This window comes from Pseudomonas sp. ArH3a (genome assembly GCF_022648765.1).
Lineage (GTDB): Bacteria > Pseudomonadota > Gammaproteobacteria > Pseudomonadales > Pseudomonadaceae > Aquipseudomonas.
In genome coordinates this window covers 1,784,652-1,808,168 of record NZ_CP080330.1, presented here as the reverse complement: position 1 = coordinate 1,808,168, position 23,517 = coordinate 1,784,652, and the positions used below count along the sequence as shown (strand labels likewise).

The 23,517-nt window shown below is 58.6% G+C and carries 19 protein-coding genes; 2 read left to right on the top strand and 17 right to left on the bottom strand.

The genetic code is table 11. The annotated features are described in order from the left end of the window. Positions 1–102: 102 nt before the first annotated feature. The 17 genes from K0P33_RS08110 to rpsB form a co-directional block, all read right to left on the bottom strand. Positions 103–1,050, bottom strand: a complete 948-nt coding sequence (locus K0P33_RS08110; RefSeq protein WP_064451162.1) for an acetyl-CoA carboxylase carboxyltransferase subunit alpha — start codon at positions 1,048–1,050, stop codon at positions 103–105. Positions 1,051–1,179: 129 nt separating this feature from the next. Further along, positions 1,180–4,701, bottom strand: coding sequence for a DNA polymerase III subunit alpha (gene dnaE / locus K0P33_RS08105; RefSeq protein ID WP_242154769.1), 3,522 nt, complete (start codon positions 4,699–4,701; stop codon positions 1,180–1,182). A 214-nt stretch (positions 4,702–4,915) separates the two neighbouring features. Further along, positions 4,916–5,548, bottom strand: a complete 633-nt coding sequence (rnhB, locus tag K0P33_RS08100; RefSeq protein ID WP_094950044.1) for a ribonuclease HII — start codon at positions 5,546–5,548, stop codon at positions 4,916–4,918. Beyond that, positions 5,545–6,687: a lipid-A-disaccharide synthase gene (lpxB, locus tag K0P33_RS08095; protein ID WP_242156010.1), complete on the bottom strand. Its 1,143-nt coding sequence runs from the start codon at positions 6,685–6,687 to the stop codon at positions 5,545–5,547. The genes rnhB and lpxB overlap by 4 nt, the downstream gene beginning before the upstream one ends. Beyond that, the gene (lpxA, locus tag K0P33_RS08090; protein WP_094950046.1) at positions 6,687–7,463 is read right to left on the bottom strand and encodes an acyl-ACP--UDP-N-acetylglucosamine O-acyltransferase; all 777 of its coding nucleotides are present in this window, start codon (positions 7,461–7,463) and stop codon (positions 6,687–6,689) included. Before lpxA ends, lpxB begins: the two co-directional genes overlap by 1 nt. Further along, positions 7,460–7,900 (bottom strand): 3-hydroxyacyl-ACP dehydratase FabZ, encoded by a 441-nt coding sequence (fabZ, locus tag K0P33_RS08085; protein ID WP_003172281.1) that lies wholly within the window; start codon positions 7,898–7,900, stop codon positions 7,460–7,462. Before fabZ ends, lpxA begins: the two co-directional genes overlap by 4 nt. A gap of 111 nt (positions 7,901–8,011) precedes the next feature. Further along, positions 8,012–9,067 carry a UDP-3-O-(3-hydroxymyristoyl)glucosamine N-acyltransferase gene (gene lpxD / locus K0P33_RS08080; protein ID WP_242154767.1) on the bottom strand — a complete coding sequence of 352 codons (1,056 nt, stop codon included), beginning with the start codon at positions 9,065–9,067 and terminating at the stop codon, positions 8,012–8,014. A gap of 3 nt (positions 9,068–9,070) precedes the next feature. Next, positions 9,071–9,574, bottom strand: a complete 504-nt coding sequence (locus tag K0P33_RS08075; RefSeq protein WP_003172279.1) for an OmpH family outer membrane protein — start codon at positions 9,572–9,574, stop codon at positions 9,071–9,073. A gap of 45 nt (positions 9,575–9,619) precedes the next feature. Further along, positions 9,620–12,007, bottom strand: a complete 2,388-nt coding sequence (bamA, locus tag K0P33_RS08070; protein WP_242154765.1) for an outer membrane protein assembly factor BamA — start codon at positions 12,005–12,007, stop codon at positions 9,620–9,622. Positions 12,008–12,081: 74 nt separating this feature from the next. Further along, positions 12,082–13,434, bottom strand: a complete 1,353-nt coding sequence (gene rseP, locus K0P33_RS08065; RefSeq protein ID WP_094950049.1) for a sigma E protease regulator RseP — start codon at positions 13,432–13,434, stop codon at positions 12,082–12,084. 53 nt (positions 13,435–13,487) lie between these two features. Beyond that, a complete protein-coding gene (gene ispC, locus K0P33_RS08060) occupies positions 13,488–14,678 on the bottom strand; it encodes a 1-deoxy-D-xylulose-5-phosphate reductoisomerase (RefSeq protein ID WP_242154764.1) in 1,191 nt (396 codons plus the stop codon). Next, on the bottom strand, positions 14,675–15,484 hold the full coding sequence (locus K0P33_RS08055) for a phosphatidate cytidylyltransferase (RefSeq protein WP_094950051.1): 810 nt from the start codon (positions 15,482–15,484) through the stop codon (positions 14,675–14,677). Before K0P33_RS08055 ends, ispC begins: the two co-directional genes overlap by 4 nt. Continuing rightward, positions 15,485–16,240: a polyprenyl diphosphate synthase gene (gene uppS, locus K0P33_RS08050; RefSeq protein ID WP_242154761.1), complete on the bottom strand. Its 756-nt coding sequence runs from the start codon at positions 16,238–16,240 to the stop codon at positions 15,485–15,487. Positions 16,241–16,257: 17 nt separating this feature from the next. Continuing rightward, positions 16,258–16,815, bottom strand: coding sequence for a ribosome recycling factor (frr, locus tag K0P33_RS08045; RefSeq protein WP_242154758.1), 558 nt, complete (start codon positions 16,813–16,815; stop codon positions 16,258–16,260). Next, positions 16,812–17,555: a UMP kinase gene (gene pyrH, locus K0P33_RS08040; RefSeq protein ID WP_048719949.1), complete on the bottom strand. Its 744-nt coding sequence runs from the start codon at positions 17,553–17,555 to the stop codon at positions 16,812–16,814. The genes frr and pyrH overlap by 4 nt, the downstream gene beginning before the upstream one ends. 211 nt (positions 17,556–17,766) lie before the next feature. Continuing rightward, a complete protein-coding gene (gene tsf / locus K0P33_RS08035) occupies positions 17,767–18,630 on the bottom strand; it encodes a translation elongation factor Ts (RefSeq protein WP_094950053.1) in 864 nt (287 codons plus the stop codon). A 191-nt stretch (positions 18,631–18,821) separates the two neighbouring features. Continuing rightward, on the bottom strand, positions 18,822–19,559 hold the full coding sequence (rpsB, locus tag K0P33_RS08030) for a 30S ribosomal protein S2 (RefSeq protein WP_003219330.1): 738 nt from the start codon (positions 19,557–19,559) through the stop codon (positions 18,822–18,824). Between the two features lie 386 nt (positions 19,560–19,945). On the opposite strand from rpsB, the gene map reads away from it, so the two are divergent. Both map and K0P33_RS08020 read left to right on the top strand, forming a co-directional pair. Then, entirely contained in the window at positions 19,946–20,728 is a 783-nt protein-coding gene (map, locus tag K0P33_RS08025) for a type I methionyl aminopeptidase (RefSeq protein WP_094950054.1), read from the top strand. A 63-nt stretch (positions 20,729–20,791) separates the two neighbouring features. After that, positions 20,792–23,494, top strand: a complete 2,703-nt coding sequence (locus tag K0P33_RS08020; protein ID WP_242154756.1) for a [protein-PII] uridylyltransferase — start codon at positions 20,792–20,794, stop codon at positions 23,492–23,494. Positions 23,495–23,517 lie beyond the last annotated feature (23 nt).

The window sequence follows — 23,517 nt, the reverse complement described above, 5'->3', positions numbered from 1 at the left end:
CGTCACCTATGCGCAGGGCTCAAGCCTTGCACCGCCCTCGGGACGCGGAGCGCCCCAGCCGGCGTTCCCACGCAGAGCGTGGGAACGATCGTAGCGTCGACTTTAGAGACCGTAGCTCATCAGGCGCTCGTAACGACGGGCCAGCAGCGCCTCGTTATCGAACTTCTTGAGCATCGCCAGTTGCGAGCCCAGCTCCGCGCGGATGGTCGCGGCCGCGGCGGCCGGGTCGCGGTGGGCGCCGCCCAATGGCTCGGCGATGACTTTATCAACGATACCCAAGCCCTTGAGGCGATCAGCCGTGATGCCCATGGCTTCAGCAGCGTCCGGCGCTTTTTCGGCGGTTTTCCACAGGATCGAGGCGCAACCTTCCGGCGAGATCACCGCGTAGGTCGAATATTGCAGCATGTTCAGTTGATCGCAGACGCCAATGGCCAGTGCACCGCCGGAACCACCCTCACCAATCACGGTGGCGATGATCGGGGTTTTCAGGCGCGCCATGACACGCAGGTTCCAGGCAATCGCTTCGCTCTGGTTGCGCTCTTCGGCGTCGATACCTGGGTAAGCACCCGGGGTGTCGATGAAGGTCAGGATCGGCATCTTGAAGCGCTCGGCCATTTCCATCAGGCGGCACGCCTTACGGTAGCCTTCAGGGCGCGGCATGCCGAAGTTGCGACGAACTTTCTCGCGCACTTCACGGCCTTTCTGGTGACCGATCACCATCACCGGCTGGTCGTCCAGGCGAGCGATACCGCCCACGATGGCCGCGTCGTCGGAGAAGTGGCGGTCGCCGTGCAGCTCGTCGAACTCGGTGAAGATGTGCTGAATGTAGTCCAGGGTGTACGGACGGCGCGGGTGGCGAGCCAGGCGCGCGATCTGCCAACTGGTCAGCTTGCCGAAGATGTCTTCGGTGAGCGTGCTGCTCTTGTCTTGCAGGCGAGCGATCTCATCGCCGATATTCAGCGAATTGTCATTGCCGACCAGGCGCAATTCTTCAATCTTGGCTTGCAGGTCAGCGATCGGCTGTTCGAAATCAAGAAAATTCGGGTTCATAAGCGTCCGTCTTGGGTCGACGGCCAAGGAGTGCCTGGCCAGCCGGTTGTCTATTCGCGCCCTACCTTAAGGGAGAGGCGTGTTTAGGTCGAGATTAAATGTTCAGTCGAGATCAGACATATCTGACCGTCAACGGTATTGGAGGAAGACGTTGTCTCGCCCGAACTGGTCACGCAAAGCTTGAATCAAGCCATCAGCGGGATCAATTCGCCACGTCTCCCCGAACTGCAACATCGCCTTGGCGTCATTGCCGGTGTACTCCATGGTCACCGGGCACGCGCCACGGTGGCGCTTGAGCAGGTCACCCAACCAGCGTAGCTGATCGCCCTTAAGGGCTTCGGTCTTGACCTTCAAACGCAGGCTTTCGGCGAGGTTGGTGCGCGCATCTTCCATGCTCATCACCCGCTTGATTCGCAGGCGCAGGCCGCCGGAGAAGTCGTCGTTGCTGACCTCCCCTTCCACCACCACCATCGCATCAGTCTGCAGCAACGACTGTGCGGAATGGAAGGCGTCGGCAAACAGCGAGGCCTCGATCCGGCCCGAGCGGTCGTCGAGGGTGATAAAGCCCATCTTGTCGCCCTTCTTATTTTTCATCACCCGCAGGGCGATGATCATGCCAGCGACGGTCTGAGTGTCTCGCGCCGGTTTCAGGTCAATGATGCGCTGACGGGCGAAACGGCGGATTTCGCCTTCATATTCGTCAATCGGGTGACCGGTAAGGTACAGGCCCAGGGTGTCTTTCTCGCCCTTGAGCCGTTCCTTGAGGGTCAGCTCCTTGGCCTTGCGGTGGTTGGCGTACACATCCGCGTCTTCTTCAACGAATAACCCGCCAAACAGGTCGGCGTGACCGCTGTCGTGGGTGCGGGCAGTCTGCTCGGCGGCCTTGATCGCTTCTTCCATGGCGGTCAGCAACACTGCACGGTTGCGGTCGATATTCGCTTGGTAAGCCTTCGGCTCATCATGGAAATACGGGCCGAGACGGTCGAGTGCGCCGCTGCGGATCAAACCATCGAGGGTGCGTTTGTTGATGCGTTTAAGGTCAACCCGCGCACAGAAGTCGAACAGGTCCGTGAACGGCCCATGCTGGCGCGCTTCGGTAATGGCTTCCACTGGGCCTTCGCCCACCCCTTTGATCGCGCCCAGGCCATAAATGATGCGGCCTTCGTCGTTCACCGTGAACTTGAACTCAGAGGCGTTCACGTCCGGCGCGTCGAGGCGCAGCTTCATGGTGCGCACTTCCTCGATCAAGGTCACGACCTTGTCGGTGTTGTGCATATCCGCCGAGAGTACCGCGGCCATGAACGGCGCCGGGTAGTGGGCTTTCAGCCAAGCGGTCTGGTACGACACCAGGCCGTAGGCGGCGGAGTGAGATTTGTTGAAGCCATAACCGGCGAATTTTTCTACCAGGTCGAAGATGTTACCGGCCAGGTCCGCGTCGATATTGTTGGTGGCGCAACCTTCAATGAAACCGCCGCGCTGCTTGGCCATTTCCTCGGGCTTTTTCTTACCCATGGCGCGACGCAGCATGTCTGCACCGCCGAGGGTGTAACCGGCCATGACCTGGGCGATCTGCATCACCTGTTCTTGATACAGGATGATGCCGTAAGTCGGCGCCAGTACCGGCTTGAGGCCTTCGTATTGGTAGTCGGAGTGCGGGTACGCCAGTTCGGCGCGACCGTGCTTACGGTTGATGAAGTCATCCACCATGCCCGATTGCAGCGGGCCGGGACGAAACAGTGCCACCAGTGCGATCAAGTCTTCCAGGCAGTCGGGCTTGAGCTTTTTGATCAGCTCCTTCATGCCGCGCGACTCGAGCTGGAACACCGCCGTGGTTTCGGCTTTTTGCAGCAACTGGTAGGTCGGTTTGTCGTCCAGCGGGATAAAGGCAATATCCAGCGGCTCTTCGTTGACCTTAGCGCGCTCGCGGTTAATCGTCTTCAGCGCCCAGTCGATGATGGTCAGGGTCCGCAGGCCGAGGAAGTCGAACTTCACCAGGCCGGCGGCCTCAACGTCGTCTTTGTCGAACTGGGTAACCAGGCCGCCGCCTTCTTCATCGCAATAAATCGGCGAGAAGTCGGTGAGCTTGGTCGGCGCAATAACTACACCGCCGGCGTGTTTACCGACGTTACGCACCACACCTTCGAGCTTACGCGCCATGTCCCAGATTTCGGCAGCTTCTTCATCAACCTTGATGAAGTCACGCAGGATTTCTTCCTGCTCATAGGCCTTTTCCAGGGTCATGCCGACTTCGAACGGGATCATCTTCGACAAGCGGTCCGCCAGGCCGTAGGACTTGCCCTGCACCCGCGCCACGTCACGAATTACCGCCTTGGCCGCCATGGAACCGAACGTGATGATCTGGCTGACCGCGTTGCGGCCGTATTTCTCGGCCACGTACTCAATCACGCGGTCGCGACCGTCCATGCAGAAGTCGACGTCGAAGTCGGGCATGGAAACCCGTTCCGGGTTCAGGAACCGTTCGAACAGCAGGTCATATTCCAGCGGGTCGAGGTCGGTGATCTTCTGCACGTAGGCCACCAGCGAACCGGCACCTGACCCCCGGCCCGGACCTACCGGCACGCCGTTGCTCTTGGCCCACTGGATAAAGTCCATCACGATCAGGAAGTAACCGGGGAACCCCATCTGGATAATGATATCCAGCTCGAAATTCAGCCGGTCAACGTAGACCTGGCGTTTGGCCTCGTAATCTTCAGTGGTGTCCTTGGGCAGCAGAACGCTGAGGCGATCTTCCAGACCATCGAAGGACACTTTGCGGAAATACTCGTCGATGGTCATGCCATCGGGAATCGGGAAGTTGGGCAGGAAGTGCTTGCCCAGCTTCACTTCGATGTTGCAGCGCTTGGCGATTTCGACGGAGTTTTCCAGGGCCTCGGGCAGGTCGCTGAACAGCTCGGCCATCTCGTCGGCGCTTTTGAGGTACTGCTCTTCGCTGTAGTTCTTCGAGCGGCGCGGGTCATCCAGGGCCCGGCCTTCGCCGATGCACACGCGGGTTTCGTGGGCCTCGAAATCTTCCTTCTTGATAAAGCGCACATCGTTGGTCGCGACCAGAGGCGCACTCAGCTTGTCAGCCAGGCCCACGGCGGCGTGCAGATGCTCTTCATCATTGGGGCGGTTGGTACGTTGGACTTCCAGGTAGAAGCGGTCGGGGAAAACCGCCATCCACTCGCGGGCCAGCACTTCGGCTTCCTGCGGGTTGCCGCCGAGCAGCGCGATACCGATCTCGCCCTCTTTGGCCGCCGAGAGCATGATCAAGCCCTCGCTCGCTTCGGCCACCCACTCGCGCTCGATGATGATCGAGCCGTTACGCTGGCCGTCGATAAAACCGCGGGAAATCAGTTCGGTGAGGTTGCGATAACCCACGCCGTTCATCGCCAACAGGCTGATGCGGCTCAGGGGGTTATCCGGGTCTTTGTTGGACAGCCACAGGTCGGCGCCACAAATCGGCTTGATGCCGGCGCCCATGGCGTTCTTGTAGAACTTGACCAGGGAACACATGTTGTTCTGATCGGTCACCGCTACCGCAGGCATGTTCATGCCCACCAGGGTTTTGACCAGCGGTTTGATCCGTACCAGGCCGTCGACCAGGGAGTATTCAGTGTGCAGGCGCAGGTGAACGAATGAAGCCGGCATAGTGATCCTGTCTTAAACTTAGAAACAACAAAACCCGGAAATCCGGCATTTAAAGCTACTGCGCTTGGTAATGCTGCGTTGAACAGCGCCTCGAAATGCTCATTGGCTAAAGCCAACTCCGCTTTCTCGCTGCTGCTCGCCTTGCCTTACCGGCGCTCGCTACGCTTTAAAGGCCGGATTGTACCGGGCCTTAAGCAAAACATCAGCCTCGCGACTAAACCTCGCCGAGGCTCTCACGCAGCTCGTAAGCCTGACGCACCGGGGCGAACGAACGGCGGTGGATCGGTGTAGGGCCGAGGCGAGCCAAGGCTTCCAGATGAACGGGCGTCGGGTAGCCTTTATGGCCGCCGATGCCATAGCCGGGGTAGATCAATTCGAACGCGGCCATTTCACGATCACGGCTGACCTTGGCCAAGATCGAGGCCGCGGCAATGGCTGGAACCTTGCTATCGCCCTTGACTACCGCCTCTGAGGGCATTGCCAATTTCGGGCAACGGTTGCCGTCGATCATTGCCATTTTTGGCGTGATGTGCAGGCCTTCCACCGCGCGCTGCATGGCCAGCATGGTGGCGTGGAGAATATTCAGCTCGTCGATTTCTTCGACTTCGGCCCGAGCGATATGCCAGCTCAGGGCTTTTTCGCAGATCTCGTCGTACAGTTTTTCACGACGGGCTTCGGTGAGTTTTTTCGAATCGTTGAGGCCGAGAATCGGGCGGTTCGGATCAAGAATCACCGCCGCCGTAACGACTGCGCCACACAACGGGCCACGCCCTACTTCGTCAACACCCGCCACCAGTTCGTGGGCTTGGGCAACCAGGCTGAAATCCAGGCCCATTTGCTTCGTCATAAGGCTTCCTGTTTATGGCCGATCAAGGTCAGCACAGCATCTGCCGCCTGGTTCGACGCATCACGGCGCAGGGTACGGTGAATGTCGTCGAAACCACGGGTCTGCTCTTCGCCGCCATCGATCAAGGGTAGTAGAGTTTGCGCAAGCGCCTCAGGCGTTGCATCGTCCTGCAACAACTCCGGCACCAGCAGACGCTGAGCCAGCAGGTTGGGCAAGGAGATGTAAGGACTTTTGACCATACGCTTGAGAATCCAGAAGGTCAGCGGCGCCAGGCGATAAGCCACAACCATTGGGCGCTTGTAGAGCAAGGCCTCCAGTGTGGCGGTGCCCGATGCGATCAGTACCGCATCGCAAGCCGCCAGGGCCAGGTGTGATTGACCGTCCAGCAAGGTCACCGGCAGGTTGCGTGCTTCAAGCAGCGTTTCGATTTGTGCACGGCGTTGCGGGCTGGCACACGGCAACACGAAACGTATGCCAGGCTTCAACGTCTGCAGGCGCTCGGCGGCATCAAAAAACAGCGCCCCCAGACGGCCCACTTCACCACCACGACTGCCCGGCATCAGCGCGACGAGAGGACCGTCGGCCAGGCCTAGCTCAGCACGGGCGGCGGCGCGGTCGGCCTGCAAGGGAATGGTGTCGGCCAGGGTGTGGCCGACAAATCGGACCGGTACGCCCTTCTCTTCGTAAAACTTGGCTTCGAACGGCAGCAAAGTCAGCATCAAGTCGCAGCCTTCACGAATCTTCAGCACCCGCTTCTGACGCCACGCCCATACCGATGGGCTGACGTAGTGCACGGTCTTGATTCCGGCCTGACGCAACTTGAGTTCGATATTGAGGGTGAAATCCGGCGCATCGATTCCGATAAAAACGTCAGGCTTTTCTTCGATCAGGGTCTGAATCAGCAGCTTGCGGCGAGCCAGAAGCTCACGCAGACGGCCCAACACTTCGACCAGCCCCATGACCGACAGACGCTCCATGGGAAAGTAAGACGTGAGACCTTCGGCCTGCATGAGCGGGCCACCCACGCCGATAAACTCCACCGCAGGGTGCTGGGCCTTGAGGGCCCGCATCAAACCGGCGCCCAGAATATCGCCTGAAGCTTCTCCGGCGACCAGCGCGATACGCAGACTAGCCATGATTAGCGAGTGATGCCGCGAGTCGAAGCCTGGATCGAGTCACGGAATATCGCGACTTCCGGGAACAACGCGGCAGGCTCGGTCAGTTCGGTCAGCGCTTGGTCAACCGTCAGCCCCTGGCGGTAAACCACTTTATAGGCCCGGCGCAGCGCGTGAATCGCCTCTTCGCTGAAACCGCGACGGCGCATGCCTTCGAAGTTCATGCTGCGCGCCTCAGCCGGGTTGCCGAACACGGTGACGAATGCAGGAACGTCCTTGCCTATCGCAGTGCCCATGCCGGAAAAGCTGTGGGCGCCGATATGGCAATACTGGTGCACCAGGGTGAAGCCGGACAGGATCGCCCAGTCGTCAACGTGCACATGGCCTGCCAGCGCAGTGTTGTTGACCAGGATGCAATGGTTGCCGATCACGCTGTCATGGCCGATGTGCGCATAGGCCATGATCAGGTTGTGATCACCCAAGGTAGTTTCTGCACGATCCTGCACCGTGCCACGGTGAATGGTCACGCCTTCTCGGATGATGTTGTGGTCACCGATTACCAGGCGCGTTTCTTCACCTTTGTACTTCATGTCCGGAGTGTCTTCACCTACCGAGGAAAACTGGTAGATGCGATTGTGTTTGCCAATCCGGGTCGGACCTTTAAGGATCACGTGTGGCCCGATGACAGTCCCCTCGCCGATTTCAACACCTGCGCCGACGATCGACCAAGGGCCGACCTCAACGTCGGCGGCCAGAACGGCCGACGGATCGATGATTGCGCGAGGGTCAATCAAACTCATAGTTTGCGTTCCGCACAGATGATCTCAGCGGAGCACACCGGCTTGCCGTCCACCGAGGCCTGGCATTCGAACTTCCAGATCTGGCGCTTGCAGCTGATGAACTTGGCTTCCAGGATCAACTGGTCACCCGGGGTGACCGGGTTGCGAAAGCGCAATTTGTCGGAGCCCACGAAATAGTAAAGCGTGCCATCGGCAGGCTTGAGGTCGAGCATTTTAAAACCAAGGATACCGGCAGCCTGGGCCATCGCTTCGATGATCAACACGCCCGGCATGATTGGATGCGCAGGGAAGTGACCGTTGAAGAATGGTTCGTTGATGCTGACATTCTTGTAGGCACGAATGCGCTTTTCCTCGACGTTGAGGTCCACTACACGGTCCACCAGCAGGAACGGGTAACGGTGAGGCAGGTATTCGCGAATCTCGTTGATGTCCATCATTTCGGGGGGAAGCCTGTAATAAAGATTGGGGGCGGGCGGACTAAACGCACGCCCCGCTAGCAAATCAAGGAGGCAGTCTAGCGGCTGTGCACACTTGATATGGAAATGGTATCAGCCTTCTGATGAAGCATTACCGCCAGGGGTCACGTCCCCAACACGCTTTTCCAGCTGTTTAAGGCGTCTAGCCATGTCGTCAAGCTGCCTCAAGCGCGCTGCACTTTTGCGCCATTCAGCCGCAGGCTGCATGGCGGTACCGGATGAGTAGGCGCCTGGCTCGGTAATCGAGTGGGTCACCATGGTCATGCCGGTAATGAAGACGTTGTCGCAAATATCGATATGCCCCACCAGCCCAACGCCACCGGCGAGCATGCAATGCTTGCCGATTTTGGTGCTGCCGGAGATCCCTACGCAGGCGGCCATGGCGGTGTGATCGCCAATCTGCACGTTATGGGCGATCTGGATCTGGTTGTCGAGCTTCACACCGTTACCGATCACGGTATCGGCCAAGGCCCCGCGATCCACAGCAGTGTTGACGCCGATTTCCACGTCATCGCCGATCAATACGCCGCCGACCTGAGCAATCTTGTGCCAGACACCTTTGGAGTTGGCAAAGCCAAAACCTTCGCCACCGATCACAGCGCCGGACTGAATGACTACCCGCTCACCGATACGCACGTCGTGGTACAGGGTGACGCGAGGCGCCAGCCAACCATCAGCACCGATTTCGCAGCGCGCGCCGATAAAGCAATGCGCACCCACGGTGACGCCGGCAGCAATGCGGGCACCACTCTCGATCACCGCAAATGCGCCAATGCTGGCCGCAGGGTCAACCTGGGCATCATCGGCGATGACGGCCGATGGATGAATACCACCCGCGGCCTTGGGCTTTGGATCGAACAGGTGCGACGCCCGGGCGTAAGCCAGGTAAGGATCGGCCACCACCAGCGCATCCCCGGTAAACCCTTCAGCATCGGCGGCCTTCAGCAAAACGGCTGCGGCTTGGCTGTCGACCAGGTATTTACGGTATTGGGGATTTGCGAGGAAGCTCAACTGAGCTGGGCCAGCCTCCTGCAAGGTGGCTAGCCCAGTGATTTCTTTCTCCGGGGAGCCACTCAAGGTGGCCCCCAGGAACTCGGCCAACTCGCCGAGTTTGATAGTCGCGGTCATGGCTTACTTCAGCTGGTTCATGCGCTCGATCACCTGGCGGGTGATGTCGTATTGAGGCTTGACGTCAATGACGGCGCCGCGCTCGAACACCAAGTCAAAGGCACCTTTCTTGATGACTTCTTCCACAGCGCTGTCGAGTTTCGGCTTGAGCTGCTTGAGCATTTCACGGTCAGCAACGGCTTTGGCTTCGTTCAGCTCCTTGGACTGGAACTGATAGTCACGGGCCTTTTGCTTGAATTCAAGCTCCAGACGCTCACGCTCGCCTTGCTGCATTTTGTCGCCACCGGCTACCAGACGGTCCTGAATGCCTTTGGCGCTGCTTTCCAGCGTCTTGAGCTTGGTCAGTTGCGGACCAAACTTCTTCTCGGCATCCACGGCGTATTTCTTGGCCGCGTCAGATTCCAGCAGAGCCATCTGATAGTTCAGGACGGCGATTTTCATTTCGGCGAAGGCCGGGGTGGTTACCAGCACGGTGGCCAGCAGAACCAATTGAGTCAACTTACGCACGATGTACTCCTACAGAATCCGTTGTCGTTATCTTGGGTCAGACGCTTAGAACGTCTGGCCGAGGGAGAATTGGAAAATCTGGGTTTCAGCGTTATCCGGTTTCTTGATCGGCATGGCCAGAGCAAAGCTCAGCGGGCCAAGCGCGGTCACCCAGGTCACACCAACACCCACGGAGCTGGCCAAGTTACTCAGGCTGACGTCGTTGCACTGAGTCTGGGACTTCACGCCGCTCGGGTTGGTGACCTGCTGACACTTGGAATCGAACACGTTACCCACATCCCAGAACAGCGAAGTCCGCAACGAACGCTGATCCTTGACGAATGGCAGTGGGAACAGAAGCTCCGCACCACCCTGGATCAACACGTTACCACCGAACGCCAGAGGGTCATTGTTGGAGTCAACGGTGGTGCCCTGGTTACCGGTTACAGCCTGACCACGGCTTGGGGTACCACGTGGGCCCAAGGTGCTGTCTTTGAAGCCACGCACCGAGTTGAAGCCACCGGCATAGTAGTTCTCGTAGAACGGCAGCCCATTGGTCGAACCATAACCGTCGCCATAACCCAGCTCAGTGTGCAGGCGCATGGTGTAGTTATCGCTCAGCGGCTGGAACAACTGGCCACGGTAGTCGAGTTTGAAGAACGACAGGTCGCTGCCCGGCGTAGTGGCTTCCGCAGTCAAGCTTTGGGAATGGCCACGGGTTGCCAGCACACCTTTGTTCAGGGTGGATTCCGACCAACCGACCGAAGCCTTGAAGTTCAGGAACTGATCACCCTCGCGACGCGTGAAGTCGAAAATCTCGTCCGTGGTGTAAACACCAGTCTTGATTTTGTCCTGCTGTGCAGTAAAGCCGAAGGTCAGGCGCGAAGTTTCGCTGATCGGGTAACCGATGTTGACACCGGCACCAAGACTGTCGATCGCATAGCTCGCAACGTCAACGTTAAGGTCTTTGTAGTCAGTGGTGCGGTAAAAGGCGTTGTAGCCCAGGCTCACACCGTCAGCAGTCCAGTAGGGGTCCACATAACCGAAGTTATAGCGGCTCTGGTATTCGCTTCGGGTCAGGCCGATGGAAACTTTGTTACCGGTACCGAGGAAGTTGTTCTGGGTGATCGAGCCACCGAGGATCAGGCCGGCACTCTGTGCGAAGCCGACGCTGGCGGTGATCGAGCCCGACGCTTGTTCTTCAACGGCGTAGTTCACGTCGACCTGGTCATCCACACCCGGTACGGCCGGGGTTTCAACGTTGACTTCTTTAAAGAAGCCCAGGCGTTCAAGACGGGTCTTGGACTGGTCGATCAGGTAAGTCGACGCCCAGCCACCTTCCATCTGGCGCATTTCACGACGCAGCACTTCGTCCGCAGACTTGGTGTTGCCACGGAAGTTGATGCGGTTCACGTAGGCACGCTTGCCTGGGTCGACGACGAAGGTGATGTCCACAGTGTGGTCATCATCGTGCGGAGTCGGAACGCCGTTGACGTTGGCGAAGGTATAGCCTTCGTTACCCAGACGACGGGTGATCAGCTCGGAAGTAGTGGTCATCAGCTTGCGCGAGAACACTTGGTTCTTCTGCACCAGCAACAGCGCCTTGACCTGGTCTTCAGGTACTTTCAGGTCGCCGCTGAGCTTCACGTCACGAACGGTGTATTTCTCGCCTTCGTTGACGTTCACAGTAATGTAGACGTGCTTCTTGTCCGGGGTGATGGACACCTGGGTCGAAGCGATATCCATGTTGATATAGCCACGGTCCAGGTAGTAGGAACGCAGACGCTCCAAGTCACCAGAGAGCTTTTCACGGGCGTACTTGTCATCGTTCTTGAAGAACGACAGCCAGTTGGTGGTCTTGAGCTCGAACAGGTCGATCAGGTCGTCATCAGCGAACTTGGTGTTGCCCACCACGTTGATGTGCTGAATTGCCGCCACGGTGCCTTCGTTGATGTTGACATTCAGGCCGACACGGTTACGAGGCTGGGGGACCACTTCAGTTTCCACTGACGCTGAGTAGCGACCCTGGGCAACGTACTGACGTTGCAGTTCGTTACGCACACCTTCAAGGGTGGCGCGCTGGAAGATCTCACCCTCGGCAAGGCCGGATTGCTTGAGACCCTTCATCAAGTCTTCAGTGGAGATCGCCTTGTTACCCTCGATCTCGATACTGGCGACGGAAGGTCGCTCGACGACAGTGATGACCAGGACGTTGCCTTCGCGACCCAGTTGGATATCTTGAAAGAACCCGGTTTTGAACAGCGCACGAGTGGATTCCACCAGGCGACGATCATCCGCCTGTTCCCCGACGTTCAACGGCAAGGCACCAAACACGCTACCGGCGGAAACCCGCTGGAGGCCGTTGACGCGAATATCGGAGATAGTGAAGGACTCGGCGTGAACTTCGGCGATCATCAATACGGTGAGAACCGCAGTTAGCAGCAGACGTTTCATGAAGTCCTTTCTTATTCCAACTGGCAATAAACAAACTGCCGCAAAATGCGGCAGATTCGCAATTCAGCGAAGCGTTACAGTCGTCCCAGATCGTTGACCAGAGCTAACAACATCACTCCGACCACCAAACTGATACCGATCTGTATCCCCCAACCCTGCACCCGATCCGACAAGGGGCGACCACGCACCCACTCGACCAGATAAAACAACAGATGCCCCCCATCCAATACTGGGATGGGCAGCAAATTCAGAACTCCAAGGCTAATACTCAGATAAGCCAGGAAATTCAGGAAATCCGCGACACCCGACTGGGCAGAAGCGCCCGCCACTTTAGCAATGGTTATCGGTCCACTCAAGTTTTTTACCGAGAGCTCGCCGAACAACATTTTCTTGAGCGATTCGAGGGTCAGCACACTCATGGTCCAAGTGCGCTTTGCACCCTCACCAATCGCCGCCAAAGGCCCGAAACTGACCTCGCGCACCATCGACGGTGGCCACTCGACACCTTTCACCCCTGCACCGAGATACCCCCCGGCTGCCTTGGCTTCCCCACGAACCGACAAGGTCACGGGGACGTCGATTTGAGCACCATCGCGCTCAACTTTCAGCACAATTTTGGTATCAGGGCGTACACGCACCAGATCGACCACTTGCTGCCAGTCACCCAGCGCCTGACCATCAAGGGCCAACAGACGGTCGCCGGTTTTCAGGCCGGCAGCCTGCGCCGGGCCCTTCGGATCCAGCTCGGCGAGCACCGGCGGCAACGCCGGGCGCCAAGGACGAATACCCAGGGACTTGATCGGATCAGGTTCGTCCGCCCCTTTAAGCCAATGGTCCAGAGCCAATTCGCGCGGCGTCTCGGCAGTGGAATCCTGTTCGCGCACCACTACATTGATGGTGCCGCTTTCACCCATGCGGCGCACCAACTGCAAATTGACAGCGCCCCACCCGGTGGTCGGCTCGCCATCAATAGAAACAATTTCCTGCCCTGCGACCAGGCCAGCCTTGGCCGCCATGCTGTCCGACTCGACTGCGCCGATGACCGGGCGCACCTGCTGGCTGCCCATCATGGCCAAGACCCAGAAAAACACTATCGCCAACAAGAAGTTGGCGATCGGGCCGGCCGCAACAATAGCGATACGCTGACGAACGGTCTTGCGGTTGAAGGATTGGTCCAACTGATCAGCAGGCACTTCGCCTTCGCGCTCATCGAGCATCTTGACGTAGCCACCCAACGGGATGGCCGCAATCACGAACTCAGTACCACGCCGGTCGTGCCAACGTAGCAACGGCATGCCGAAACCGACGGAAAAGCGCAGTACCTTGACGCCGCAACGACGCGCCACCCAAAAGTGGCCGAATTCGTGGAAGGTAACCAGCACACCCAGAGCAACCAGGGTGCCGACGATCATGTAGAGCGCACTCATCTAATTTCTCCGCATTCCAATCCAGTGCCTGAGGGCTCAAACCTGCCCACAGACTAACGCGCGTTGCGGTTCAACCACTGCTCAGCCAGCGCACGGGCCTTGGTATCCGCCTCGAACACTGCGCCCAAATCATCCACTGCTACCACCGACTCAAGACTCAGAACGTCCTCGATGATACTCGCGATCTGCGGAAAGCGAATACGCTGCTCGAGAAACGCCGCCACCGCCACCTCATTGGCCGCATTGAGCATCGCCGGCGCGCTGTTACCCGCCTCGGCCGCCTGACGCGCCAGGCGCAGGCATGGAAAGCGCTGCTCGTCCGGCGCTTCGAAGTCCAGGCGTGCAATGGCGAACAAATCCAACGGTGCCACGCCGGAGTCAATCCGTTCCGGCCACGCCAGGGCGTTGGCGATTGGCGTACGCATGTCGGGGTTGCCCAACTGAGCCAACACCGAACCATCCACGTAGTCGACCAGGGAATGAATCACACTTTGTGGATGGATTACCACCTCGACCTGATCAGGCCGCGCGTCGAACAGCCAGCACGCCTCGATCAACTCCAAGCCTTTGTTCATCATGCTCGCCGAATCCACGGAGATTTTGCGCCCCATGGACCAGTTCGGGTGTGCACAGGCTTGATCTGGCGACACATGTTCAAGATCAGCCAGCGGAGTCTGCCGGAACGGGCCACCGGAAGCCGTAAGAAGAATCCGCCGCACACCCACCTGGCTCAGACCACGGGCAAAATCACCGGGCATGCATTGGAAGATCGCGTTGTGCTCGCTATCCAGAGGCAGCAGAACGGCACCGCTTTTGCGTACCGCCTGCATAAAGAGTGTGCCGGACATGACCAGCGCTTCTTTATTCGCCAGCAGGATCTTCTTGCCCGCGTCGACTGCCGCCAGCGTCGGGCGCAAACCTGCCGCCCCGACAATGGCCGCCACAACGGTGTCGACTTCGGAGTCCGCCGAGACCTGGCACAAGCCCTCCTCGCCCACCAACACCTGCGTGGCAAGGCCGGCGGCGCGCAGATCATCCTGCAAACCACGTGCGCCAGCTGCTTGCGGCACGACCGCAAAGCGTGGCGCATGGCGCACGCACAGAGCCAGCAACTCACTTAAACGCGTGAAGCCGGTCAGGGCGAACACTTGGTAACGATCCGGATGACGAGCAATCACATCCAGCGTGCTCAGCCCGACCGAGCCGGTCGCACCTAGCACGGTTACCTGCTGCAGGCGGCTCACGAAGCGGTCATCCACAACAGCACGGCAAAGACCGGGATCGCCGCGGTAAGGCTGTCGATACGATCCAGCACGCCGCCATGGCCCGGCAGCAGGTTGCTGCTGTCCTTGATCCCGGCCTGGCGCTTGAACATGCTTTCAGTGAGGTCGCCCACCACCGAGATAAACACCACGACAGCCGTACCCAACAGGGCCAGGAGTATTTCCTTCACCGACCAGTCGCGCACAACCCCCACAACCAGCGTGATCACCAATGTGAATGCCAGGCCGCCGTAAACACCTTCCCAGCTCTTGCCCGGGCTGACTGACGGCGCCAGCTTGCGCTTGCCGAAAGCCCGGCCCGAGAAATAGGCACCGATATCAGCCCCCCAGACCAGCACCATCACCGCCATGATCAGCCAGTTACCCATTGGCGAATTCTTGATTTCCACCAACCCTTGCCAGGCCGGCAGCAAAATCAACAAACCAATCACTAACTTGCTGGCCACACTCGACCATTGGCTACTCGTACGCGGGTAGGTCAGCACCAGGAAGGTCGCCAGCGCCCACCACAGTACCGCCGCGCCCAGCACCCAAGGCACGACAATGCTTGAGAGCGTATGCATGAGAAACAGCAGCAGCGCCACCACAGCGGCGTACACCACACGCGGCAACTGCTCGCTGAAACCCGCCAGGCGCGCCCATTCCCAGGCACCCAGGGTCACGACCAGGCCGATAAACAGCGCAAAGCCGGAACCGTCGAGCAGAAAAAAACCGCACAAGGCAATCGGCAGCAGGATCAGTGCTGTGATGATTCGTTGTTTAAGCATTTAAACCCGGGCTCCAGCTTCGATCTGCTCGCTCGTTTTACCGAAGCGACGCTGACGGGAAGCGAAATCGGCCAGCGCATTGCGCATGGCATCGTGTTTGAAGTCCGGCCAGAACAGGTCGGAGAAGTACAGCTCGGTGTAGGCCAGTTGCCACAACAGGAAGTTGCTGATGCGGTGCTCGCCACCGGTACGGATGCACAAGTCTGGCAACGGCAGGTCGCCGGTTACCAGGCAGGTTTGCAACAGTTCGGGCGTGATGTCGTCGGGCCGCAGGTGCCCGGCCTGCACTTCGCGGGCAAGCCGCTGCGCTGCCTGGGCGATATCCCACTGGCCACCGTAGTTGGCTGCAATCTGCAGCACAAAACGGTTGGCACCCGCAGTAATGGCCTCGGCTTCGCGCATGGCCGCTTGCAGCTCCGGCTGGAACCGCGAGCGATCACCAATGATGCGCAGGCTGATGTTGTTGTCGTTGAGGCGCTTGGCCTCACGACGCAGCGCCTTGAAGAACAGGTCCATCAAGGCACTGACTTCTTCGGCGGGCCGCTGCCAGTTCTCGCTGGAGAAGGCAAACAGGGTCAACACTTCAACCTTGGCCTCGGCGCACACCTCAATCACGGCGCGCACCGCATCGACACCCGCTTTATGCCCGGCAACGCCCGGCATAAAGCGTTTCTTCGCCCAGCGATTATTCCCATCCATGATGATCGCGACATGGCGCGGCACCACGGAGGGCACAGTCTGCTTGGTCTTTTCCATGAAGGCGTCCTGACCCCTTATACGGCCATCAGGTCCTTTTCTTTTTCTTCCGTGGCCTTGGTGATCTGGGCCTCAGCGTCTTTGGTCAGCTTGTCGATATCAGCGACGGCACGACGCTCTTCGTCTTCGCTGATTTCTTTATCCTTGACCAGTTTCTTCAGGTCACCCAACGCATCGCGGCGGATGTTACGCACAGCAACGCGAGCATCTTCGGCTACGCTGCGCGCCTGCTTGGTGAAGCCCTTACGGGTTTCTTCGGTCAAGGCTGGCATGGAGATCAGCAACAACTCGCCCAGGTTGGTCGGGTTGAGGTTCAGACCGGCGCTCTGGATCGCTTTGTCGACAGCGCCGAGCATGTTGCGCTCGAAGGCGACGACTTGCAGGGTGCGCGAGTCTTTTACGGTGATGTTGGCCACTTGGGTGATCGAAGTGTCTGCGCCGTAGTACGGCACCATCACGCTACCCAGGATGCTTGGGTGGGCCTTGCCGGTACGAATCTGACCAAATGCGTGGTTCAGAGAGTCCAGGGATTTCTGCATACGCTCTTGAGCGTCTTTCTTGATTTCGTTGATCATTGTTGGCCTTCCTCGATCAGAGTCCCTTCCGCGCCGCCGTGTACGATGTTCAGCAGGGCGCCGGGCTTGTTCATGTTAAATACGCGCAGCGGCATCTTGTGGTCGCGGCACAGGCAGATAGCCGTCAGGTCCATCACGCCCAGCTTGCGATCCAGCACTTCATCATAAGTCAGATGATCGAACTTCTCGGCATGCGGGTCTTTGAATGGGTCTGCAGTGTAAACACCGTCAACCTTGGTGGCTTTGAGCACCACGTCCGCGTTGATCTCGATACCACGCAGGCACGCAGCCGAGTCGGTGGTGAAGAACGGGTTGCCGGTACCGGCAGCAAAAATCACCACCTCTTTGGCATCCAGGTGACGCATGGCTTTGCGCCGATCATAGTGATCCGTTACGCCAACCATGGAAATAGCCGACATGACGATAGCGGTGATATTGGCGCGCTCGAGGGCGTCACGCATGGCCAGGGCGTTCATCACAGTGGCCAGCATGCCCATGTGGTCGCCTGTTACCCGATCCATCCCGGCAGCGCTGAGCGCCGCACCGCGGAACAGGTTGCCGCCGCCGATCACCAGGCCCACCTGAACACCGATACCGACCAACTGGCCGACTTCCAGTGCCATGCGGTCGAGTACCTTGGGATCGATCCCGAACTCTTCCGAGCCCATCAGGGCCTCGCCGCTAAGCTTGAGTAGAATGCGTTTATAGCGAGCCTGATAACCACTGCCCTGCTGAGCCATTGCGAATCTCTCCTGCGGCGTATTTTTTAAAAATTCTTGGCGAGCCGTTTACGGCTTGCGTTCACTCTAGCTGGACGCTATCACAGCGCCATCGGAACACGGCTTTGTAAGCCAGTTCCGAAAGGAAACCAAATAAAAATTGGCCTTCCCATTTGAAAAGAGGCTGCGCGCGTGAGCGGGCAGCCTCTTTCGGCGACAGTTAAAAACTGTCTTATTGCTTGGCGGCAGCCAGCTGGGCAGCAACTTCTTCAGCGAAGTTGTCGACCGGCTTCTCGATGCCGTCGCCTACTTTGTAGTAGGTGAAGGAAACGATTTCAGCACCGGCTTTCTTAGCCAGCTCGCCAACCTTGATTTCAGGGTTCTTGACGAACGCCTGCTCAACCAGGCTCGCTTCAGCCAGGAACTTGCTGATACGGCCTTTGATCATGTTTTCAACGATGTTTTCTGGCTTGCCGGCGATCTTGTCGGCGTTCAGGCTCAGGAACACAGCTTTTTCGCGCTCGATTGCGTCAGCAGACACTTCCGATGGCAGCAGGAACTCAGGGTTGCTGGCTGCTACGTGCATAGCGATGTCTTTAGCCAGCTCAACGTCGCCGCCTTTGAGGGCAACCACAACGCCGATTTTGTTGCCGTGCAGGTAGCCACCAACCACATCACCTTCGATGCGCGCCAGACGACGGATGTTGACGTTTTCGCCAACCTTGCCGACCAGTACCAGGCGAGCAGCTTCTTGAGCTTCGATCAACGGCTCGACGGTGGTCAGCTTGTCGTCGAATGCTTTCTTGACGCTGGCAGCAACGAACGCTTTGAAGTCGTCCTGCAGAGCCAGGAAGTCGGTCTGCGAGTTCACTTCCAGCAGAACTGCGGCTTTACCGTCTTCAACCAGAGCGATAGCGCCTTCAGCAGCTACGTTGCCTGCTTTTTTGGCAGCCTTGATGGCGCCGGAAGCACGCATGTCATCAATGGCTTTTTCGATGTCGCCGCCGGCCTTGGTCAAGGCCTTTTTGCAATCCATCATGCCTTCGCCGGTACGCTCACGCAGTTCTTTAACCAACGCTGCAGTAATCTCTGCCATTTCAAAATCCTCTTGGATAGGTTTTCAACCATTCCACCCGATCAAACGGGCGATCAATTCTTCCCGAATCACCCTTGTAGGCCGCTGCACGTTACAGAAGTTGTAGCTGCGCTGCCGACAAATGGTTTTCGAGGTGGCAAAAAGGGGGCCAAGCCCCCTTTTTGCTTACTGAGTCAACGCCAGGGCGTCAGTTACTCAGCGGCAGCTACCGGAGCTTCTTCAACGAACTGCTCGGTACCACCAGCAACGTGGTTGCGACCACGGATTACAGCGTCAGCCATCGAACCCATGTACAGCTGGATAGCGCGGATTGCGTCATCGTTGCCTGGGATGATGTAGTCAACGCCTTCCGGGCTGCTGTTGGTATCGACTACGCCGATAACCGGGATGCCCAGCTTGTTGGCTTCGGTGATCGCGATGCGCTCGTGATCAACGTCGATAACGAACAGTGCGTCAGGCAGACCGCCCATGTCCTTGATACCACCCAGGGAACGATCGAGCTTTTCCAGGTCGCGAGTGCGCATCAGCGCCTCTTTCTTGGTCAGCTTGGCGAAAGTACCGTCTTCGGCTTGCACTTCAAGGTCACGCAGACGCTTGATGGAAGCACGGATGGTTTTGAAGTTGGTCAGCATGCCGCCCAACCAGCGGTGATCGACGTACGGCGAACCGCAACGTGCTGCTTCTTCAGCAACGATCTTGCCAGCGGAACGCTTGGTGCCGACGAACAGAATCTTGTTTTTGCCCTGGGCCAGACGCTCTACGAAAGTCAGAGCTTCGTTGAACATTGGCAGGGTTTTTTCAAGGTTGATGATGTGGATCTTGTTACGCGCGCCGAAAATGTATTTACCCATTTTCGGGTTCCAGTAACGGGTCTGGTGACCGAAGTGCACACCGGCCTTCAGCATATCGCGCATATTGACTTGGGACATGATAGTTCCTTAATAAGTCGGGTTTGGCCTCCACGTATCCCAATGACCAACCAGCGGCATTCGCCTCCGGCACCCAGGTCATCGTGTCGACACGTGTGTGGATTTAAGCTCTGCGGGGCATCCCCGGAAAGCGGCGCATTTTATACCACACGAAGGACAAAAACGAAACCCGCAATCACAGTTGCCGTGTTCGGCTTTTGTGTAAGCCTTTGAATAGAGCCAACATGCCCCCACCTTATAGAGAGAAGCGATCGTCAGACGCTCATGATTTGCCGCCAGCGTCTGGTAGAATCACGTTTTTTTGGGGCTTGTGCGAATTCTGCAACCTTTTGTCGCACACCCGTAAACCGTATTGATTTCAGCGCCTCGCGCTAGAGAGAGTCTGTATGACCGTTACTTTGAAAACCGCCGAAGACATCGCCGGCATGCGCGTTGCCGGCAAACTGGCTGCCGACGTGCTGGAAATGATTGCCGAACACGTCAAGCCAGGCGTCACCACCGAAGCCCTGGACCGCATCTGCCACGACTATATAGTCGACGTGCAAAAGGCCATCCCTGCGCCGCTGAACTACAAAGGCTTCCCCAAGTCGATCTGCACCTCGATCAACCACGTGGTCTGCCACGGCATTCCGGGCGACAAGCCGTTGAAAGACGGTGACACCCTGAACATCGACGTCACCGTGATCAAAGATGGCTACCACGGCGACACCAGCCGCATGTTCCACGTCGGCAGCGTGCCGGTCTGGGCTGAGCGCCTGTCCCAGGTCACCCAGGAATGCATGTACAAGGCCATCGAGATCGTCAAACCCGGCTGCCGCCTGGGCGATATCGGTGAAGTGATCCAGAAGCACGCTGAAAAGAACGGCTTCTCGGTAGTCCGCGAATTCTGCGGCCACGGCATCGGCAAGGTGTTCCACGAAGAGCCGCAGATCCTGCATTACGGCCGCGCCGGCACCGGCATGGAACTCAAAGCCGGTATGACCTTCACTATCGAGCCGATGATCAACCAGGGCAAGGCTGACACCAAGGTGCTGGGCGACGGTTGGACTGCTATCACCAAGGACCGCAAGCTGTCGGCCCAGTGGGAACACACCTTGCTGGTCACCGAGACCGGCTACGAGATCTTCACATTGCGCGCCGACGACACGATCCCACGTATTTCGGCCTAATGTTTGCCTCGGTTTTCCCCCGTAACCCTGTGACCGCTTATAGATAGAAAGGAAAGCCGATCAATGCCCCAGGTGGATCCCGAACTCTTCGACCGTGGCCAGTTCCAGGCTGAACTGGCATTGAAGGCAAGCCCCATCGGCGCCTTCAAGAAGGCTATCCGCCAGGCCCGCGAGGTGCTCGATGCGCGCTTTCGCAGTGGCCGAGACATTCGTCGGCTGATCGAAGACCGTGCCTGGTTCGTCGACAACATCCTGCAAAAGGCCTGGGAACAGTTCAGCTGGAGCGAAGATGCCGATATCGCCTTGGTGGCGGTCGGCGGCTACGGCCGCGGCGAACTGCACCCTTACTCCGACATCGACCTGCTGATCCTGCTGGACAGCGCCGATCATGAGATCTTTCGCGATTCCATCGAGCGTTTTCTGACGCTGTTGTGGGACATCGGCCTGGAAGTCGGCCAAAGCGTACGCTCGCTGGACGAATGCGCCCAAGAAGCCCGCGCCGATCTCACCGTGATCACCAACCTGATGGAAAGCCGCACCATCGCCGGCCCCGAACGCCTGCGTCAGCGCATGCTGGAAGTCACCAGCACCGCACACATGTGGCCAAGCAAGGATTTCTTCCTGGCCAAGCGCGCCGAGCAGAAAGCTCGGCACCACAAGTACAACGACACCGAATACAACCTGGAGCCCAACGTCAAAGGCTCCCCGGGCGGGCTGCGGGATATCCAGACGATCCTGTGGGTCGCGCGTCGCCAATACGGCACCCTGAACCTGCGCGCCCTGGCCGGCGAAGGCTTTCTGGTAGAAAGCGAAAACGCTCTGCTGGCCTCGTCCCAGGAGTTTCTGTGGAAGGTACGTTACGCCCTGCACATGCTCGCCGGGCGCTCCGAAGACCGCCTGCTGTTCGACCATCAGCGCTCCATCGCCACCCTATTGGGGTTTGAAGGCGAGGATGCGAAGACCAGTATCGAAAGCTTCATGCAGCAGTACTACCGGGTGGTCATGAGCATTGCCCAGCTCAGCGACCTGATCATCCAGCATTTCGAAGAAGTGATCCTGGCCCCCGAAGACGAAGCGCCACCACAGCCGATCAACTCGCGCTTCCAACTGCACGACGGCTACATCGAAGCGCGCAACGACAACGTGTTCCACCGCACGCCGTTCGCCATGCTGGAAATCTTTGTGCTGATGGCCCAGCAGCCGGAAATCAAAGGCGTACGCGCCGATACCATCCGCCTGCTGCGCGAATACCGTCACCTGATCGACGATGACTTTCGCAACGACATCCGCAACACCAGCCTGTTTATCGAGCTGTTCAAGTGCAAGATCGGCATCCACCGCAACCTGCGGCGCATGAACCGTTACGGCATCCTCGGGCGTTACCTGCCCGAGTTCGGCTTTATCGTCGGCCAGATGCAGCACGACCTGTTCCACATCTACACCGTGGACGCCCACACCCTGAACTTAATCAAACACCTGCGTAAGTTGCAGTACACCCAGGTGTCAGAGAAATTCCCGCTGGCCAGCAAGCTCATGGCCAAGCTGCCCAAGCCGGAGCTGATCTACCTGGCCGGCCTGTACCACGACATCGGCAAGGGCCGGCATGGCGATCACTCGGAAATCGGCGCGGTCGATGCCGAGGCCTTCTGCCAGCGCCATCAACTGCCGTTGTGGGACAGCCGCCTGATTGTGTGGCTGGTGCAGAACCACCTGGTGATGTCGACCACCGCCCAGCGCAAGGACTTGTCCGACCCGCAGGTGATCCACGACTTCGCCGGGATCGTCGGTGATGAGACACGCCTGGACTACCTCTACGTGCTCACCGTCTCCGACATCAACGCCACCAACCCGACGCTGTGGAACTCGTGGCGCGCCAGCCTGCTGCGCCAGCTCTATACCGAGACCAAGCGCGCGCTGCGCCGTGGCCTGGAAAACCCGGTGGACCGCGAAGAGCAGATCCGCCGCACCCAAAGCGCAGCCCTGGATATCCTGGTGCGTGGCGGCAATGACCCGGACGATGTCGAGCAATTGTGGTCGCAACTGGGTGACGATTACTTCCTGCGCCACACTGCCGGCGATGTGGCCTGGCACAGTGACGCGATCCTGCAGCAGCCGGCCGATGGTGGCCCGCTGGTACTGATCAAGGAAACCACCCAGCGCGAGTTCGAGGGCGGCACGCAGATCTTCATCTACGCGCCCGACCAGCACGACTTCTTCGCCGTGACCGTGGCCGCCATGGACCAGCTCAACCTGAACATTCATGACGCGCGGGTCATCACCTCGAGCAGCCAGTTCACCCTCGACACCTACATCGTGCTCGATACCGAAGGCGACTCCATCGGCGATAACCCGGTGCGCGTGAAAAAGATCCGCGAAGGCCTGACTGAAGCCCTGCGCAACCCGGACGACTACCCGACGATCATCCAGCGTCGGGTACCGCGCCAGCTCAAGCATTTTGCCTTTGCGCCCCAGGTGACCATTTCCAATGACGCCCAGCGCCCGGTCACCGTGCTGGAACTCAGCGCCCCGGATCGTCCGGGCTTGCTCGCGCGCATCGGTGGAATCTTCCTGGAGTTCGACCTGTCGTTGCAGAATGCGAAGATTGCGACCCTCGGCGAGCGCGTGGAAGACGTGTTCTTCATTACCGACGCCGACAACCAGCCGCTGTCCGACCCGGAACTGTGCCGACGCTTGCAGGATGCCATCGTGCAGCAATTGAGCGTGAGCCAGGAGCCCGGCGTCGAGCTGTCCAGACTGACTATATGAATTGATTTAACTTCCCAGTGCGC

Bases quoted from the DNA above. Each gene is read 5' to 3' on its own strand.
- K0P33_RS08110 (WP_064451162.1), bottom strand. From the start codon at position 1,050: ATGAACCCGAATTTTCTTGATTTCGAACAGCCGATCGCTGACCTGCAA.
- dnaE (WP_242154769.1), bottom strand. From the start codon at position 4,701: ATGCCGGCTTCATTCGTTCACCTGCGCCTGCACACTGAATACTCCCTG.
- rnhB (WP_094950044.1), bottom strand. From the start codon at position 5,548: ATGACGAAGCAAATGGGCCTGGATTTCAGCCTGGTTGCCCAAGCCCAC.
- lpxA (WP_094950046.1), bottom strand. From the start codon at position 7,463: ATGAGTTTGATTGACCCTCGCGCAATCATCGATCCGTCGGCCGTTCTG.
- fabZ (WP_003172281.1), bottom strand. From the start codon at position 7,900: ATGATGGACATCAACGAGATTCGCGAATACCTGCCTCACCGTTACCCG.
- lpxD (WP_242154767.1), bottom strand. From the start codon at position 9,067: ATGACCGCGACTATCAAACTCGGCGAGTTGGCCGAGTTCCTGGGGGCC.
- bamA (WP_242154765.1), bottom strand. From the start codon at position 12,007: ATGAAACGTCTGCTGCTAACTGCGGTTCTCACCGTATTGATGATCGCC.
- rseP (WP_094950049.1), bottom strand. From the start codon at position 13,434: ATGAGTGCGCTCTACATGATCGTCGGCACCCTGGTTGCTCTGGGTGTG.
- K0P33_RS08055 (WP_094950051.1), bottom strand. From the start codon at position 15,484: ATGCTTAAACAACGAATCATCACAGCACTGATCCTGCTGCCGATTGCC.
- uppS (WP_242154761.1), bottom strand. From the start codon at position 16,240: ATGGAAAAGACCAAGCAGACTGTGCCCTCCGTGGTGCCGCGCCATGTC.
- frr (WP_242154758.1), bottom strand. From the start codon at position 16,815: ATGATCAACGAAATCAAGAAAGACGCTCAAGAGCGTATGCAGAAATCC.
- pyrH (WP_048719949.1), bottom strand. From the start codon at position 17,555: ATGGCTCAGCAGGGCAGTGGTTATCAGGCTCGCTATAAACGCATTCTA.
- tsf (WP_094950053.1), bottom strand. From the start codon at position 18,630: ATGGCAGAGATTACTGCAGCGTTGGTTAAAGAACTGCGTGAGCGTACC.
- rpsB (WP_003219330.1), bottom strand. From the start codon at position 19,559: ATGTCCCAAGTCAATATGCGCGATATGCTGAAGGCCGGTGTGCACTTC.
- map (WP_094950054.1), top strand. From the start codon at position 19,946: ATGACCGTTACTTTGAAAACCGCCGAAGACATCGCCGGCATGCGCGTT.
- K0P33_RS08020 (WP_242154756.1), top strand. From the start codon at position 20,792: ATGCCCCAGGTGGATCCCGAACTCTTCGACCGTGGCCAGTTCCAGGCT.